This is a genomic window from Micrococcus lylae NBRC 15355 (assembly GCF_001570885.1).
GTDB lineage: Bacteria > Actinomycetota > Actinomycetes > Actinomycetales > Micrococcaceae > Micrococcus > Micrococcus lylae.
Genome location: NZ_BCSN01000009.1, coordinates 32429 through 48319, shown reverse-complemented (window position 1 = coordinate 48319; position 15891 = coordinate 32429). Strand labels below are relative to the sequence as shown.

Below are 15891 nucleotides of genomic sequence, written 5' to 3'. Positions count from 1 at the left end.
CGGCCGCGGCGAAGGGGTGACGGTCTTCGAGATGATTCAGGCGTTCGAACGCGTCACCGGCCGTCCGGTGCCGTTCCAGGTCGTCGAGCGCCGACCCGGTGACATCGCTGCGTCATGCGCGTCTGTGGATGCCATCGCTGAGACCGTGGGGTGGCGGGCTTGCCGTGACACCGACGCCATGGTGCGCGATCTCTGGGCATGGCAACAGGCCAATCCATCGGGCTACGCGGGGGACTCTCACTGACGCAGAGACGCCCCACGGAGCCGCGCGGCCGTTCGCTGTGGGGAACGTCAGTCCTGGGCCATGTGCTCCAGCGCGGGTGCGATGACGTCCATGGTCGTATCGATCTGCTGTGCGGCGATCGCCATGGCCTCTGGGCCCCGCTTGTAGGGGTACTGCACCGCGTCCGCCGGGTCGGTGGAGCGGTGCGACCACATCGGCGACCGTCTTCCTCGGCGTGGCACCGGGTCCCCGGGACCCGGTGCCACGACGTCCTGGGTGTCAGCCGCCCAGGCGGTAGTGGCGCTCGAGCGGCGTGCCGTTGACGGCGCGGTCGCCGAGCAGCCGGGCGCGGTAGATCAGCGGGTTGTGGCTGGCGAGCACCCGCGCATTGCGCCAGTGCCGGTCCAGCCCCCGCGTGCGCAGCGTCGCGGAGGCCCCGCCCACCTCGAACAGGCGGGTCGCCGCGTCGAGGGCGGTCCGGGCGATCACCTGCTGGGCCGCGTAGACGGCGGTGTACACCGCGTCCACCTCGGCCTCGGCCAGGGGCGCGCCCGCGGCCTCGGCCCGCAGCGCCCGGTCCAGGGGCCCGACGACGGCGTCGAGCGCCGCCTGCGCCCCGAACGCGGCGGCCTCCAGCTCGCCCACCACCTGCAGCACCTGCGGATCGTCACCGGGCCGCGGGGCTGCACCGTGGGAGAAGCCGCGCGTGCGCCCGGCCACATAGGCCGCCGCGTCGCGCACCACGGCGCGGGCGATGCCCGTCAGGCCCGCCAGGTGGACGAACTGGAAGATCGCCTGCGAGGCGAAGATGGACGAGCCGTCGTCCAGGGACTGGCCCACCGGCGTGAGCTCGTCCGGATCCACCACCACGTCGGTGAACTCCGTGGTTCCCGAGGCGGACAGCCGCTGGCCGAATCCGTCCCAGTCGTCGTGCAGGGTCACTCCGGGGGCGTCCGAGCGCACGGTCGCCGCGCGCTCGGCGCCGTCCTCGTCCTCGACGACGACGATCGTCCAGTCCGCGTACAGCGTCCCGGTGGAATAGGCCTTGCGACCGTTGACCACCGCCGAGCCGTCCGGACGCGTCGTCAGGCGGGTCTCGTAGTGGCCGGTGCGGTTGCCGATCTCCGTGGTCCCGTTTGCGACCGTCTCACCCGTGGCGAAGCGGTGCAGCCACCGCTCGCGGCGGGCACCGGCCGGCGAGCCGAGCGCCGTCTCCACGTTCACCACGTGCACTCGCAGGGCCTGCAGCACGTTCGAGTCGGCCTCGGCGAGCTCCACGTACAGGCGTGCGGCCTCCGGGAACGTCAGCCCGGCCCCGCCCGCGTCCTCGGGCACGCGCAGCCCCGGGAAGCCGGCGGCGGCGAGGCGGTCCGTGGCCTCGCGATCGGTCACGCGTTCGCGGTCCCGCTCGGCGGCGGTCTCGGCGAGCCAGGCGAACACGGGCGCCAACCGTGCGCGGGCGGCGAGGAACTGGGGCCGGTCGGCCGGGTGCGCGGTGGTCGGCACCCCCGAATCGGTGGTCCCGACGTCGGCGGGACGGGTGGTCGTGTCGGTGCGGTCGGTGGTGGTCGTCATCTCACTGCTCCTTCGGGGCGGCGGGGGTCGAGGGGGACGGGGAAGCGGTGTCGCGGGACGGATCGGCGTCGGTGGACGACGCGGTCTCGACCGCGTCCGCGCTGTGCGGGGCGGGGGTGCCGTGCAGCAGGCACTCCCCGATCTGGCGGCGGCGGTGGGGAAGGGGCGTGTGACTGGCCAGCACACGGGCGTTGCGCCAGTGGCGGTCGAGTCCCGGGCCCGCGACGACGGCCGATGCCCCGGCCGTCTCGAACAGATCGGAGGTCAGCCGCAGCGTCAGGTCGGCCGCCACGGAGGACGCCGAGGCTGCGGCGACCCAGGCCTCGGTGTGGGCGGACTCGAAGGCCTCCGCGGCGCCGTCGTCCGGGGACTCCGGCTCGGCCGCGCCGATCGCGGGCGCCGCGTTGGTCGCGGCGGTGTACGCCGCCTCAAGGGCGGGGGCCGCGCCGAGGACCACGGAGCGCAGCGCGCGGACCTGCGCCGCGGCGGCGCCGAGCTGGTGCTGCAGGACCGGGTCGTGCGCGGGGCTGGCGCTCGCGGCGTGCTGGTAGGAGCGGGAGCGGCGGCGGAGGATCTCGGTGAATTCGTCGAGCGCGCGTTGGGCGATGCCCGCCTGGGTGGCCGCGAGGATGAGCCACAGGAACGGGTAGCCGGGGGCGGCGGCGGGGCGCTCCAGGTCGAGGCGGCGCCAGGCCGGGGCGGGCGCATCGGTGTAGACGGTGGTGCCGGAGGCCGTGCCGCGCTGGCCGATGCCGTCCCAGTCGTCGCGGGCCTTGACGCCCGGCCCGGCCACCTCGACGACGAGGGGCTGCAGGGCCCCGGCGTCGTCGTGGGCGGCGACCAGGGTCCAGTCCGCCAGCAGGGTGCCGGTGGAGTACTGCTTCGTGCCGGTCAGCAGGAACGCCTCCGGGTCGCGCGGGTCCCGGCGGGCCGTGACGCCCGGCAGGCCGGTCGCTGCAGGCGGGTCCACGAGTGCGTTGGCGAAGACCTTCCCGGCGGCCACCTCGTCCAACCACCAGTCGGTCAGACGCGGGTGGACGTCACGGGCGACCTGCTCCGTGAACATGAAGTGCCCGTGGAGGGCCTGGGGGAGGTTCGCGTCGGCCGCGGCGAGGTCCACGAGCAGGTCGAGCAGCTGCGTGAGGGACGCACCGGAGCCGCCGCGCTCCCGCGGCAGCCGGAGGGCGGTGAAGCCGGTCTCGGCCAGCAGACGAACCGCCTTGTGGGGAGGCGTGGCGGTATCCCGCCGAGACGCTTCGTTCGAGGCGATGCGGGCGAAGACGGGGGCGAAGCGGGCTCGGAGTTCTGCGGTGTCGGGGGCATCGGTGGCCGCGGCCGGTGCGGGACGGTCGAGGACGGGAGTGGTCATGGGCGGTCCTTCCGTGGGTGGGTGGGCCGACCGTAGGCATCCGTGCCGGGCTCGCCCCAGCCCGCCGACAGGTGGCGTCACGCGCCGGTTCCCGTTGCTGGCCGGCGGAGTCGGCACCGCCGGCATGACGGGCACCGGCGGCAGGTCCGTCACAGCGGGTCACCCGGGCCTCGCCGCACCTGCGTCCCGCCGGGCCCTGCGGCCCGCCCGCAGGGACGTCCGTCGGCGCCGTTCAGGCCAGAGCCGGCCGCGGCATCCCGTCGGTGCTCAGAACAGTGGCCAGGGCACCGCGGGAGTGCGCCCGCTCGGGGGAGGAAACCGTCCGTCGTCGAGAAGCTGGGCACAGCGGTGGGTGAGCGCGGCGATCTCCTCAGCACCCAGCAGCTCCGACAGCCCCCGCCCCAGTTCACCGTCGAGTCCGTCGAGGACCCGGCCGACGCCGTCGTGCTCGTCCTCGGTCAGCTCCTCGCCGAGCCAGCCCCACAGCACCGTGCGCAGCTTGTCCTCCACATGGAACGTGAGCCCATGGTCCACGCCGTGGCGGTGTCCGCCGGGCATGGTGAGGATGTGCGCGCCCTTGCGGTCGGCGTTGTTGACGATCACGTCGAACACCGCCATGTGGCGCAGCGCCGGCGTGTCTTCATGGGCCAGGACCAGCCGGTTCCCGTCCTCGTCCTCGCCCTCCAGCACGGTCCGCCAGCCCGCCGCCGGCACCTGGTCCGCCGGGAACAGGTCCACGGCGTCCTGCCCAGGATCCTGCTCTTGCCAGAGCTGCACCATGCCCTCGCCGAAGGGGCCGTCGCGCAGCCAGGTGCGCGGCGCGATCTCCCACTCCAGCGCCTCGGACACCAGGTGTGCGGCCACCTCGCGGCGGGCCAGGGTGCCGGCGGGGAAGTCCCACAGCGGGGCCTCGCCGGCCACCGGCTTGTAGACCACCGGGGTGTTCCCGATGGCTCCGAGGAACGTGGCGTTGGACGCCGTCGTGATCCTGCCGGTGAGCCTCAGCTGCCCGGACACCAGCTCGCCGCCGTCGAGGTCAGCGCCGCCCGGCTCCGCGGCGGTCATCGCAGCTCGGGCGGGGAGCAGTCGTGACCGTCGGGGTCGATGGGCTGGCCACAGTCCGAGCAGAACGGACGTCCGGCGTCCACGACCTGACGGGTGCGCCGAGCGAACGCCCGCGCGGCGCCGACCGGCATCCGCACCCGCACCGCCTCGGACTCCGGCTGAAGCATCTGCTCGGCGGCGTCGTCGGTCAGCGGATGCACGTCCACGATCACCTGCGCGGTGCTCGGGTCCCAGCCCAGGCCGATGGCGCCCACCCGGAACCACTCCTGCACCGACTCCAGCGGATCGTTGTCCACGAGCTCGGCGGGCGTGCTGGCCGGGACGCTGTGCGGGTTGTCTTCCTGGGCCATGAGCTCGTCGAGGAGCTCGTCGATCATCTCCGCCATCAGCGCCGACTGCTGCTTCTCCAGGGCCAGGCTCACCAGCCGGGGCCCGGTGCGCACCTGCAGGTAGAACGTCCGCGCTCCCGGCTGGCCGATCGTCCCGATGACGCACCGGTCCGGCCAGTCGAACTCGTGGGCGGGGGCAGGCAGGTCGGTCATGCCTCGATCCTAGGGGTCGTCCCGGACGCCTTGTCGACGGCGGCGCCACCGGCACCTGCGCCGCCGCCCACCGGCGCGTCGTCGGCCGGGGCGAGTCTCGAGAGCCAGGCGAGGTCCCCGGCGTCGGTGTTCATCGCCCAGACCCGCGGGCGGGCCGGACCGTAGCTCACCGCGGACACGGAGGCGGGCCCCACCTCGATCCGCTGGAACAGATCCAGGTGCATGCCGAGCGCGTCGGCCAGGATCGACTTGATGACGTCCCCGTGGCTGACGGCCACCCACACCGCCCCGGCCCCGTGCTCGGCCTGGACGGCGGCGTCGTGCTTCCGGATCGCCGCCACCGCCCGGGCCTGCATGCCCGCCATGGACTCCCCGCCGGGGAAGACGACGGCGGACGGCTGGGTCTGCACCGTCGCCCACAGGGGCTCGGTGGCCAGGTCGCTGAGCGCGCGTCCCTGCCACTGGCCGTAGTCGCACTCGGTGAGGTCTGCCTCGACCGTGGACACCACCGTGGCCGGCTGGCGCTCGACGACGGCCCGCGCGGTCTGCGCGCACCGCTGCAGGGGGCTGGCCACCACCGCGGCCACGGGCACCGCGGCGATCCGCTCCGCGGTGCGGGCCGCCTGCTCCCGGCCGTGCTCGTCCAGGTCGACGCCGCCGGTCCTGCCGGCCAGGATTCCGGTCGCATTGGCCGTGGTGCGGCCGTGCCGCACGAGAAGTACCGTCGCCATGTCCTCAGCCTACTGACGGGCGGCTCTGGCCACCTCGTTCGGACAGTCGGAGGACGACGTCGAAACGGGACCAGCCGGATGCGCCGGAGCTCGCCGCGGGAACTGCCACCGGCGCCGCCGGGTCAGCGGCTGGTCAGCGCCGGGGCTGCGGCGTCCAGTGCAGACGCAGACCCGGCACCGCGGACAGCGCCTCGTACGCGGTGTCCGCGGCGTCCTCCAGGCCATCGGCCACGTCCTCACCCGCCGAGGTCAGCAGGATCACAGCGTGGTCCTCGCCGCCTGCGACGCCGCCGGGGTCGGCTCGCCAGCCGCCCTCACCGCGCACGCCGTCCTCGTCCGCGTCCAGCGACTCCATCCACCGCGCCGCCGCCTGGGCCGCACCGGGCCCGATGACATCGAGGCGCAGGGTCGCGGCAGATCCGTCGTTGCCCGGCGGGGTGCCCCACAGCCAGTCCAAGTCGACCTCCCATCGTTCGGCGGACGGGGACCGCTGGTCGTCGGCCGGCGAGGCCGCCGGGCGCGGATGCGAGTTCCAGGTCGTGTCGGTCTCCTCGGGCTGTTGGGGTCGCCTCGGCCCAGGGCGCCGGCGCTGGGCCGCCACCGCGTCGTCGATCGCGGCCTTCCACTCCTGGCGCCCCGAGAGCACGAAAGCGTGCTCGGTCCCGTCCGCCAGCTCCACGGCCAGGGAGTTCGGGGCCAGCGGAAGAACCCCCAGGAACTTCGTCCACACGGGGCGGGTGCCGCGGACCTGGTCGAGCGGGATCTGCACCGGCTCGGACTGGACGTTCAGCGTGTGCGGGGTGAAGACCAGGCGGTCGCTGACCAGGCTCAAGTGGCCGCCCACCGTCTCGAGTCCGCGCTGGAGGTTGGCGCGGCCGCTCATGTTGTCCGGCTGCCGGGGATGAGGGGTGGTCATGGGCAGGTGCCTCCGTGTTCAGTGACGCTCTCGCATCAGGCTGCTATGACGCACACAACGCTAAACCCTCGGTCAGCCTCCGAACACGGCGCGCAGCACCGTCACACCGATGGCGCCGATGATCGCAGCGGCCGGGAGAGTGATGACCCAGGCCAGCGCGATCGGCTTCATCAGATCCCAGTTCGCGGCACGGTTCACGATGCCCACACCGAGCACCGCACCGATCAGGATGTGGGTGGAGGAGACCGGCAGGGCCAGCATGGACGCGGCCATGACGACGCCGGCCGCGGCGAGCTCGGCGGTGAAGCCGGACGCCGGGTGCATCTCGGTCAGCCCGGTGCCGACGGTCTTGATCACGTTGCGGCCGATGAACCACAGACCGCAGACCAGGCCGATGCCACAGGCCAGCATCAGGGCGCCGGGCACGGCGGCCTCGGCGTTGATCTCCTCGGTGCGCAGCACGTCCACGATCGCCGCGAACGGGCCCACCGCGTTGGCGATGTCGTTCGAGCCGTGGCTGAACGCGAACGCGGACGCCGTGAACACCTGCATCCAGCTGAACAGCAGGAAGGTCGACCGGGACAGGGACTGCTTCTTCAGGGTCTTGGCGAAGATGAAGACGGCCATCCACACGGCGGCACCGACCATGAGCATGATGAGGATGTTGCCGACGTTGTCGATGTTCAGATCCAGGCTCTTCAGGCCCTTGAACAGCAGCATCGACGTGATCACGATCGAACCGCCGGCCGCCAGCAGCGGCACCCAGACCTGCAGCGCGTGCTGCGAGTTGACCTCGTCCTCCTTGGACTCGATCGCGTCCAGCTCACGGTAGTAGTCCGACTCCAGCTCGTCCGGCTCGTACTCGTGACCGGAGGACTTGGTGGCGGCGTCGCGGGCCATGGCGTTGGTGTAGGCGATCTGCTGCACCTCGGAGAGGCGCTCGAACGCCGTCTTGTGCTTCTTGCGCAGCTCGATGCGCTCCAGCCGCAGCTCGCGCATCCTGGCGTCGGCCTCCTCGTTGTAGACGAGGATGTGCTTCTTGATCGCCCGGTACAGGACCCAGGCCACCAGTCCGCCCAGCGCGGGGGAGAGGACCCAGGACAGCGCGATCTTGCCGATCTCGCCCCACTGCACCATCTCGAAACCGCCGACGCCGGTCTGCAGGCCCAGGGTCACCGCAGCGCCGACGATGCCGCCGACGATGGAGTGCGTCGTGGACACCGGCCACCCCATCTGAGTGGCGATGAGCAGCCAGAGGGCGGCGCCGATCAGGGCCGCGAGCATGATGAACACGAAGTCCATCGGCGGCAGCGACACGCTGTCGAGGTCCACGATGCCGCTGCGGACGGTCTCGGTGACCTCACCGCCGGCGATCACGGCGCCGCTGACCTCGAAGACCGCGGCCACCAGCAGCGCCTGCTTCAGGGTCAGCGTGCCGGCGCCCACGGAGGTGCCGAACGAGTTCGCCACATCGTTTCCACCGATGTTGAAGGCCATGAACATGCCCACGACGATCGTGGTGATCAGCAGCACCGTGTGGGTGGTGTCGGTGTAGTCGAGCGCCCAGGAGATGCACAGGGCGAGCGCCCCGATGGCGAGGATGCCGAAGGCGAGGTGCCAGTTGGTGTCGGGCCCCAGGAACCCGTTGCGTTTCAGCTCCGGGGCTTCGGTGGTGGAGGAGGACATGACGGGTCCCTTCTGCTCGGGGTCGACCCTGCTGTTCGTGGTCGACCCCGCTGCTCGGGGTCGACCACGAACGCCACCTTCCGCCAGTGATCTGACGCCGTCGTGACGGCTGGCTTGCAGAGCCGTGAACCGTCCTTGACAGGCTGGAGGCCTGCGCCTCCGAGCGTGCGTGGGGTCAGACCGTCATCCCGCAGCCAGGCGCGGCCCGTTCCGCAGCACCTCCACGACCAGCCGCAGGGCGATCGGGAACGCGTCCTCGTCCAGACCGAACCGCGGGTTGTGGTGACCCGCGTCGAAGCCCTTGGCGGCGTTGCCGGCCCCCACGAACACGTACGTCGCCGGCGCGGTCCGGGAGAAGGCCGCGAAGTCCTCGCCGCCGAGCATCGGCGGGTCGGCGATCACCGAGCCCGGGAACAGGTCCTCGCAGAGCTCATGGACCACAGCGGTGCGGTCCGGGTCGTTCCACACCATGTCGTAGCCGCGCAGATAGTCCAGCTCGCAGCTGAGTCCCGGGTTGGCCGCCTCCAGGCCGCGGACCATGTCCCGCATCGCCGCCTCCACCGTGTCCCGCACGCCGTCGTCATGCGTACGGACCACTCCACCGATGTGCGCCTCAGGCGGGTACACGTTCAGCGCCGACTGGCGGCCGGCGTCCATCCAGGTCGTGGACACCACACACGGGTCCAGCCCGGCCACCCGGCGGGACGGGATGAGCAGGAACTGCTGGATCAGGGAGCTGGCGGCGGTGACCACGTCCACGGCGTCCTCCGGGGTGGACGCGTGGGCGCCCTCGCCCCGCAGGTGGACCTCGAACAGGTCCGAGTTCGCCGAGGCCGGGCCGGGCTTGATGTCCACCGTGCCCGTGGGCAGGGTGCTCCAGTAGTGGAAGCCGAAGAAGTAGTCGACGTCCGCGAACCGGCCCGTCTCCACCATCTCCTTGGCCCCGCCGGGCGGGGTCTCCTCCGCATGCTGGAAGATGCCGAGCACGGTGCCGGTCAGCTCGTCCAGGTGATCGTGCGCCCAGACCAGGGCGGACATGATCGTGGCCGTGTGCCCGTCATGACCGCAGCCGTGCATGCGGCCCGGCGTCGTCGAGGCGAAGTCGAGGTCGGGCCGGTCTTCGGTCATGGCCAGTCCGTCGATGTCCGCGCGCAGGCCCAGCGTGGGGCCGGGGCGGCCGGTGTCCAGCGTCACCAGCAGGCTCGTCTCGGTGAGGTTCTCGAACGTGGCGCCCGGCAGACGCGGCTCGAGCTCGGCGCGGATGTACCGGACGGTCTCGTGTTCCTCGAACGAGGCCTCCGGATGCTGGTGCAGATGACGGCGCCAGGCGACGAGCTGGTCCTGGTAGGCCTCGATGTCGGCGGACATGGGTGCTCCTTTCGAACGGGGCGGGACGAGGCCGGCGCCTGGCTCGGCGCCGACCTGTCTGTGGTTCGTCACTCGGCGGGCAGGCGGATGGGGCCGTCCGGCCCCATCGGCCAGCCCAGCAGGAACCAGACGATCATCATGGCGGCCCACGCCAGGCCCATCGCGAGCGAGTAGGGCACGAGCGTGGAGATGAACGTGCCGATGCCCAGCTTCTTGTCATAGCGCTGGGCGTAGGTCAGCACGAGTGCGAAGTACGGGAACATCGGCGTGATGGGGTTCGTGATGGCGTCGCCGATGCGGTACACCATCTGGGTGAACGCCGGGTGGTAGCCCAGGAGCATCATCATCGGGACGAAGATCGGCGCCAGGATCGCCCACTTGGCGGAGGCCGAACCGACGAACAGGTTCACGAACGCGGAGATCGCGAGGATCCCGATGATCAGCACGACGCCGTCCTGACCCTCCAGCAGCTCGGCGCCCCGGATGGCGAGGATGGCGCCCATGTTGGATGCGCTCACATAGGACAGCAGCTGGGAGGCGAAGAAGACGACGACGACGAAACTGGCCATCGTGGCCATGGACTCCACCATCATGCGGGCGACGTCCGAGGACCCGGTGATCGTCTTCGCCCGGATCCCGTAGACCAGCCCCGGGATGAAGAACGCCAGGGCAAGGATCAGCCCGATCCCGTTCATCAGGGGCGCGTCGGTGGTCAGGGAGCCGGTCTCCGCGTTGCGCAGGAACGAGCCCTGGGGGATGCAGGCGGCCACCACGAGCGCGGCGAACAGGGCCAGCGCCACCAGGGCCCAGCGGTTGGCCCGGCGCTGGACGTCGTCGATCTCCACGTCCTCCGCGTCCAGGTCCTCGGCCGCCTGGTAGGCGCCCAGACGGGGGATGGTGACCTTGGTGGTGACGATCCACAGCACCGGAAGCAGGACGCCGACGGACACGGCGATGAACCACCAGTTCATCGGCACGGTCGTCGTGATGTCCGGGTCGATGAGGACCGCGGCCTCCTGGGTGAAGCCCTGGACCAGCGCGTCGGACATGCCGATCATCAGGTTCGCCGCGAAGCCGCCGGTGGCGGCCGCATAGGCCAGGGCGATGCCGGCGATCGGGTGCCAGCCCAGCTTGAGGAAGATCAGGGCGGCCAGCGGGGGCAGGACGATCGGGGCGGCGTCGCCGGCGATGTTGCCCAGCAGGCCGATGACCGCGATCGCGGGGATGATCAGGATCTTGGGGGCAGTGGTCATGGCCTGGGTCAGGCCGGTCTCGAACCATCCCGAGCGCTCGGCCACGCCGATGCCGAGCATGATGATGAGCACCTGTCCCAACGGGGCGAAGGCGCCGAAGGTCGCGGCCGCATCGCCGATGACGATGCGCATGCCCTCCGTGCTGAGCAGATTGGTCGCCTCCAGGGTCTCGCCCGTGCCCGGGTGGACCGCGCTCCACCCGGCCAGACCGGCCACGGCGGACGCCGCCAGGGTCAGGGCGCAGAGGCCCGCGAAGATGATGATCGGGTCCGGAAGCTTGTTGCCGCTCCATTCGATCACGTTGAGGAACCTGTTGAGCAGGCCCCGGGAAGCGGCATTCCGATCTGACGCGTCGGCGGTGGTGGACCCGCCGTTGAGCGAGGTCATGGGGACTCCTCTTGAGGTTCGACGTGCGGTGAGACCTCGGCCACAGGGTCGAGGTGGAACCATAGTAGGCGCTCGGCCCCGGGCGTCCGGGAGGCGTCCCTCGAGAGCCCCGGAGGCGTGCGGGTCGTCTGGCCGTCAGCCCTGACGCATCGTCCCGGTCTCGATGAAGCGCTGGTGCCAGGCCAGGGCCTCGTCCATCAGGTGCGGGGTGTGCAGGCCGCCCGAGTCACGCATCGCGCGGTCGAAGTAGTCCTGCAGCTGCTCCTTGTAGTCCGGGTGCGCGCACGTGTCGATGATCGTGCGGGCGCGCTGCTTCGGGGAGAGGCCGCGCAGGTCTGCCAGTCCCTGCTCGGTGACCACCACGTGCACGTCGTGTTCGGTGTGGTCCACATGGGAGACCATCGGCACGATGCAGGAGATGGCGCCGCCCTTCGCGGTGGACGGGGTGAGGAAGAAGGAGGTGAAGGCGTTGCGGGCGAAGTCTCCGGAGCCGCCGAGGCCGTTCATCATCGTCGTGCCCATCAGGTGGGTGGAGTTGACGTTGCCGTAGAGGTCGGCCTCGAGCATGCCGTTCATGGCGAGGATGCCGAGTCGGCGCACGAGCTCCGGGTGGTTGGAGATCTCCTGGGTGCGCAGGATCAGCTTGTCCCGGTACCTGCCGGCGTTGGCGTTGAACTCCTCCGCCTTGTCCGTGGACAGGGAGAACGCGGTCGCCGAGGCCAGCCGCAGGGTGCCGGAGTCCAGGGCGTCGAGCATGCCGTCCTGGACCACCTCGGTGAAGGCGGTCAGACCCTTGAACCGGGACTTCACCAGTTCCGCCATCACGGCGTTGGCGATGTTGCCCACGCCGGACTGCAGCGGGAGCAGGTGCTCGTCGTAGCGGCCGTGGGCCACCTCGTGCTCGAAGAAGTCGACGAGGTGCCGGGCGATCGCGATCGAGTCGGCGTCGGCCGGCTTGAACGGGGAGTTGCGGTCCGGGGCGTGGGTCTCCACGACCGCCACGACCTTGTCCGGGTCGCACTCGAAGTACGGCTGGCCGATGCGGTCGGCCGGGTCCATGATCATGATCGGCTTGCGCTGCGGTGGCAGGGCGGTGCCGTAGTAGACGTCGTGCAGCCCCTCCAGGTCCTCGGACTGCCAGGAGTTCACCTCGAGGATCACCTGGTCCGCCAGGTCCAGCCAGGACTTGTTGTTGCCCACCGAGGAGGAGGGGACCAGGGTGCCGTCCTCGCGGATCGCGGACACCTCGATCACGGCGGTGCGCATGGGGCCGTAGAAGCCGTTCCACACCGTCTGCGCCAGGTGGGACAGGTGGGTGTCGATGTACTCGATGTCACCGGAGTTGATCTTCGCCCGCATGGTCGGGTCCGACTGGAACGGGGTGCGCAGGGCGATGCCGTCCGCCTCGGCCAGCGCGCCGTCCATCTCGGTGGAGGTGGAGGCGCCGGTGTGCAGGTTGATCTGGAAGTCCTCGCCGCGGGCGTGGGCGGCCTTGATGCGTTCGGCCAGTGCGGTCGGCACGGCCTTCGGGTAGCCCGATCCGGTGAAGCCGGACATGCCCACCGTGCTGCCCGGCTCGATGAAGGCCGCGGCCTCGTCGGCGGACATCACCTTGGCACGCAGACCGGGGTGGTGGATGCGGGATGACATGGGGCCTCCATGGGGTGAGCGAGTGAGACGGGCCACCGTCCAGGGTACCCCCGGGGCAGGGAGCGGGTGTCAGCCGTCGCCCTGCAAGAAGCACGGTTGTCCAGGGCGCGGCCGCCGGCTGTGGTGCCCGTTCTTCGCCTGCACGTGCCGGCCTGCGGCAGCGGCTAGGTTGTGGCGTAGTCCCCGCCGTCCTCTCGAAGGAGCCGCCATGGCCGTGGCCGCCGATGCCCCCGACTTCCTCGTCCAGCTCGCCGACGGCACCGTCAAGCAGCGCAACCCGTTCACCGGCACCGAGGTGTGGACCGTCCCCGGCCGCGGCGACCGCCCGCTCGGCATGGCCCGCCCCGCCGCCGTCCCGCTGGACCCGTCGATGCACGGCCGCCACTGTGCCTTCTGCCCCGAGAACGTCCGCCAGACCCCGCCGGAGAAGTCCCGCTCCGTGAGGGACGACGACGGCACGCACCGCACGCTGCTGGCCGTGCCTGCCGAGGAGCTCGACTCCACCGTGGCCGAGTTCCGGCGTGTGCCGAACCTCTTCGAGATCCTCAGCTACGACTACTGGCACCTCAACCACGGCTACGAGCTGTCCGACGCCGTGCGCGCCCGCCGGGACGCCTACCTGGCGACTGTGCAGGGGCGGGCCCACGTGCTCGCGGTGATCGAGAACAAGCTGCGCGCCTCCGGCAAGACCGGCGACGAGGTCTCCGGCATGACCGAGGACGAGCGGATCGAGGCGGCCTCCGGGTTCTTCGGCGGTGGACATGACGTGGTCATCGCCCGGCGCCACTTCGTGGACGGCGCCCGGACGGACCACGAGCTGGCGTCGTCCGGAACCCTGACGCCGGAGGAGCACCGCGAGTTCATCCGGTTCACCGCCGAGGCCACGAAGGACCTCTACGCCATGGACCCGGGCGTGCGGTACGTGTCCGTGTTCCAGAACTGGCTCAAGCCGGCCGGCGCCTCCTTCGACCATCTGCACAAGCAGCTCGTGGCCATCGACGAGCGCGGGGCGCAGAACGAGGCCGTCCTCGCCGCCGTGGCGAAGAACCCCGACGTGTTCGAGGACTGGGCCGTGGGATATGCGCGGAAGCGCGGCCTCGTGGTGGCGCAGAACGCGCACGCGGTCCTGTTCGCCGGCTTCGGGCACCGCTACCCGACGCTCGAGGTCTGGTCCACCGCCGAGGCCTCGGAGCCGTGGGAGCACTCCACCGAGGAGCTCGGCGCGGTGTCCGACCTGCTGCACGCGGCCCATGCCGCGACCGGCGCGGACGTGCCCTGCAACGAGGAGTGGCACACCCGTCCGGCCGGTGTGGACGTGCGCATCCCCTGGCGGATCTGCCTGAAGTGGCGCGTCTCCACCCTCGCCGGCTTCGAGGGCGCCACCAAGGTCAACGTGAACACCGTCAGCCCGTGGACCCTGCGTGACCGGGTCCTGGCGCGGCTGCGCGAGCTGCAGGCGGAAGGAGCGCTCGCCGCGGGGATCGAGCTGGCCTGAGTCAGCCCATCCGGGGCCGGCGCCGGGCCTGCTTGATCTCGGAGCGGCGCCTCTTGCCCTCGAGCCGGCGGCGCTGGGAGCCTCGCGTGGGCTTGGTGGCCCGCCGGTGCTTCTGAGGCGTCAGCGCCTCCTCGAGCAGGTCCGCCAGCCGCTCGCGGGCGGCCACGCGGTTACGGCGCTGAGCCCGGTGCTCGGCGGCGTCGATCGTCAGGACGCCAGCGGTCAGCCTAGCGGCCAGGCGCTGCAGGACCCGCTCGCGCTGGGCGTCGGTGAACACGGAGCACTCCGTGAGGTCCAGGCTGAGCTGCACGCGTGAGTCCGTGGTGTTCACGCCCTGACCGCCGGGGCCGGAGGCCCGCGCGAACCGCTCGGTCAGCTCTGCAGCCGGGATCATGAGTCCGCGCGGCGCACCGGGGCACGGGGCGACGCGCAGATCCTTCATGCCCTCCAGTATCCCGTGCAGACACAATGGGGCCATGAGCCACCGCACCCTGATCGTCATGCGCCACGGCAAGTCGGACTGGTCCGTCCCCGTGGACGACCGGCACCGGCCCCTGAAGAAGCGCGGCCGGCGCCAGGCGGCCGAGGCCGGGCGCTGGCTGGCCGCGAACACCCCGACGATCGACCTCGCCGTCGTCTCGCCAGCCGTCCGCGCCGCCGACGCCTGGCGTCTGGCCGCCGCCGAGCTCCCGGACACCGTCCCCGAACGCGTCGAGGAACGGGCCTACACCTTCGACGGCGCCGACCTGCTGGAGATCGTCCGCGGCCTGGCCTCCGCCCCGGAGGCCCGGGACGCGAACACCGTGGTCCTGGTCGGCCACAGCCCGGCCTGCGACGAGCTCGTCGCCCACCTGACCGGAGAACCGGTGACGATGAAGACGTCCGGGCTGGCCGTCGTCGTGATGCAGCAGTGGGGAGGGCCCGCTGAGCTGACCGCCCACGGGCGGCCACCCGGAAGCGAGGACTGAGCAGGACGGTCAGGCCTCGAAGCGGACCTGGACGGCGGCCTCGACCGTGACGTCCTCCGGGACCACGGCGATGCCCTCGCCGCCGTTGGCCCCGTAGGCGCGGGCGAAGCGGACACCGGAGTCCTGCGCGGCCTCGCCGCCGGAGAGCAGCCCCGGATCGGCGACCTCGAGCACCCGGACCTCCCCAGCCCCGGCCGCGGCGGCCATGACCTGCGCGCGGCGTCGGGCGTCGGCGACGGCCTCGGTCAGCGCGGACTCCTCGAGCTCTCGATGGGTGGCCTCCGTCAGCTGCCAGTCCACCCAGCCGATCTCGAGGGGAAGGCGGAGCGCCCACTCGGAGACGCGCTCGCCGAGGACGGAGGCGTCGGTGAAGACGGCGGTGACCGCCACGGACACCACGTGCCGCAGGACGGTGGGGCGGCCGTGCTCGTCGTGGTCGCGCTCCACATGGGTGCCCGGCGCCTGGACAACGTACTCGTCCAGCAGGCCGCCGGCCTTCAGATCCAGCAGCTCACCGGACAGGCGGGCGGCCTCCTGCCGCACCGTCTCCAGCGCCGCGGCCCTGTCCGGGCCGGATGCCTCCACACGCAGGCGGAGCCTGCCGAGCTCGGGGGAGCGGCTGATGCGGTGATGGCCGTGGACGGTGATGCGCATGGGGCGAGC

15 protein-coding genes and 1 pseudogene are annotated in these 15891 nt (G+C 71.7%); 3 read left to right on the top strand and 13 right to left on the bottom strand.

The window, feature by feature from the left end; all coding sequences use genetic code 11:
• A pseudogene (locus MLY01S_RS12590) lies at nt 1-244 on the top strand (UDP-glucose 4-epimerase); the annotation flags it as partial.
• A gap of 47 nt (nt 245-291) precedes the next feature.
• Here the strand turns inward: MLY01S_RS12590 and MLY01S_RS12340 are convergent.
• The 11 genes from MLY01S_RS12340 to scpC all read right to left on the bottom strand — a co-directional run bounded on the left by MLY01S_RS12340 (nt 292) and on the right by scpC (nt 12765).
• The gene (locus MLY01S_RS12340) at nt 292-438 is read right to left on the bottom strand and encodes a hypothetical protein (protein WP_157531269.1); all 147 of its coding nucleotides are present in this window, start codon (nt 436-438) and stop codon (nt 292-294) included.
• Between the two features lie 64 nt (nt 439-502).
• The gene (locus tag MLY01S_RS03585; RefSeq protein ID WP_067189385.1) at nt 503-1798 is read right to left on the bottom strand and encodes an acyl-CoA dehydrogenase family protein; all 1296 of its coding nucleotides are present in this window, start codon (nt 1796-1798) and stop codon (nt 503-505) included.
• A gap of 1 nt (nt 1799) precedes the next feature.
• Entirely contained in the window at nt 1800-3167 is a 1368-nt protein-coding gene (locus MLY01S_RS03580; protein WP_067189383.1) for an acyl-CoA dehydrogenase family protein, read from the bottom strand.
• Nucleotides 3168-3434: 267 nt separating this feature from the next.
• Entirely contained in the window at nt 3435-4232 is a 798-nt protein-coding gene (locus MLY01S_RS03575) for an SCO1664 family protein (RefSeq protein ID WP_067189381.1), read from the bottom strand.
• Nucleotides 4229-4774, bottom strand: coding sequence for a DUF3090 domain-containing protein (locus tag MLY01S_RS03570; protein WP_067189379.1), 546 nt, complete (start codon nt 4772-4774; stop codon nt 4229-4231). Before MLY01S_RS03570 ends, MLY01S_RS03575 begins: the two co-directional genes overlap by 4 nt.
• Nucleotides 4771-5505, bottom strand: a complete 735-nt coding sequence (locus MLY01S_RS03565) for an MSMEG_4193 family putative phosphomutase (protein ID WP_174520631.1) — start codon at nt 5503-5505, stop codon at nt 4771-4773. The genes MLY01S_RS03570 and MLY01S_RS03565 overlap by 4 nt, the downstream gene beginning before the upstream one ends.
• A 133-nt stretch (nt 5506-5638) precedes the next feature.
• Nucleotides 5639-6421 (bottom strand): hypothetical protein, encoded by a 783-nt coding sequence (locus MLY01S_RS12760; protein ID WP_209279932.1) that lies wholly within the window; start codon nt 6419-6421, stop codon nt 5639-5641.
• Between the two features lie 72 nt (nt 6422-6493).
• A complete protein-coding gene (locus MLY01S_RS03555) occupies nt 6494-8107 on the bottom strand; it encodes an inorganic phosphate transporter (protein ID WP_067189375.1) in 1614 nt (537 codons plus the stop codon).
• A gap of 183 nt (nt 8108-8290) precedes the next feature.
• Complete coding sequence (locus tag MLY01S_RS03550; protein ID WP_067189373.1) at nt 8291-9475, bottom strand: M20 metallopeptidase family protein; 1185 nt, start codon at nt 9473-9475, stop codon at nt 8291-8293.
• A gap of 68 nt (nt 9476-9543) precedes the next feature.
• Nucleotides 9544-11115 (bottom strand): AbgT family transporter, encoded by a 1572-nt coding sequence (locus MLY01S_RS03545; protein ID WP_082739618.1) that lies wholly within the window; start codon nt 11113-11115, stop codon nt 9544-9546.
• Nucleotides 11116-11250: 135 nt separating this feature from the next.
• Nucleotides 11251-12765, bottom strand: coding sequence for a succinyl-CoA:acetate CoA-transferase ScpC (gene scpC / locus MLY01S_RS03540; RefSeq protein WP_067189371.1), 1515 nt, complete (start codon nt 12763-12765; stop codon nt 11251-11253).
• Nucleotides 12766-12973: 208 nt separating this feature from the next.
• Here scpC and MLY01S_RS03535 point away from each other — a divergent pair, with 208 nt between their 5' ends.
• Entirely contained in the window at nt 12974-14260 is a 1287-nt protein-coding gene (locus tag MLY01S_RS03535; protein ID WP_067189369.1) for a DUF4921 family protein, read from the top strand.
• 1 nt (nt 14261) lies between these two features.
• On the opposite strand, the gene arfB is transcribed toward MLY01S_RS03535, so the two are convergent.
• A complete protein-coding gene (gene arfB, locus MLY01S_RS03530; protein ID WP_067189367.1) occupies nt 14262-14702 on the bottom strand; it encodes an alternative ribosome rescue aminoacyl-tRNA hydrolase ArfB in 441 nt (146 codons plus the stop codon).
• Nucleotides 14703-14736: 34 nt separating this feature from the next.
• Between arfB and MLY01S_RS03525 the strand changes: the two genes are divergently transcribed.
• Nucleotides 14737-15228, top strand: coding sequence for a SixA phosphatase family protein (locus MLY01S_RS03525; protein WP_067189366.1), 492 nt, complete (start codon nt 14737-14739; stop codon nt 15226-15228).
• Between the two features lie 9 nt (nt 15229-15237).
• Here MLY01S_RS03525 and MLY01S_RS03520 read toward each other — a convergent pair whose 3' ends face one another.
• On the bottom strand, nt 15238-15882 hold the full coding sequence (locus MLY01S_RS03520; RefSeq protein ID WP_067189365.1) for an SIMPL domain-containing protein: 645 nt from the start codon (nt 15880-15882) through the stop codon (nt 15238-15240).
• Nucleotides 15883-15891: the final 9 nt, after the last annotated feature.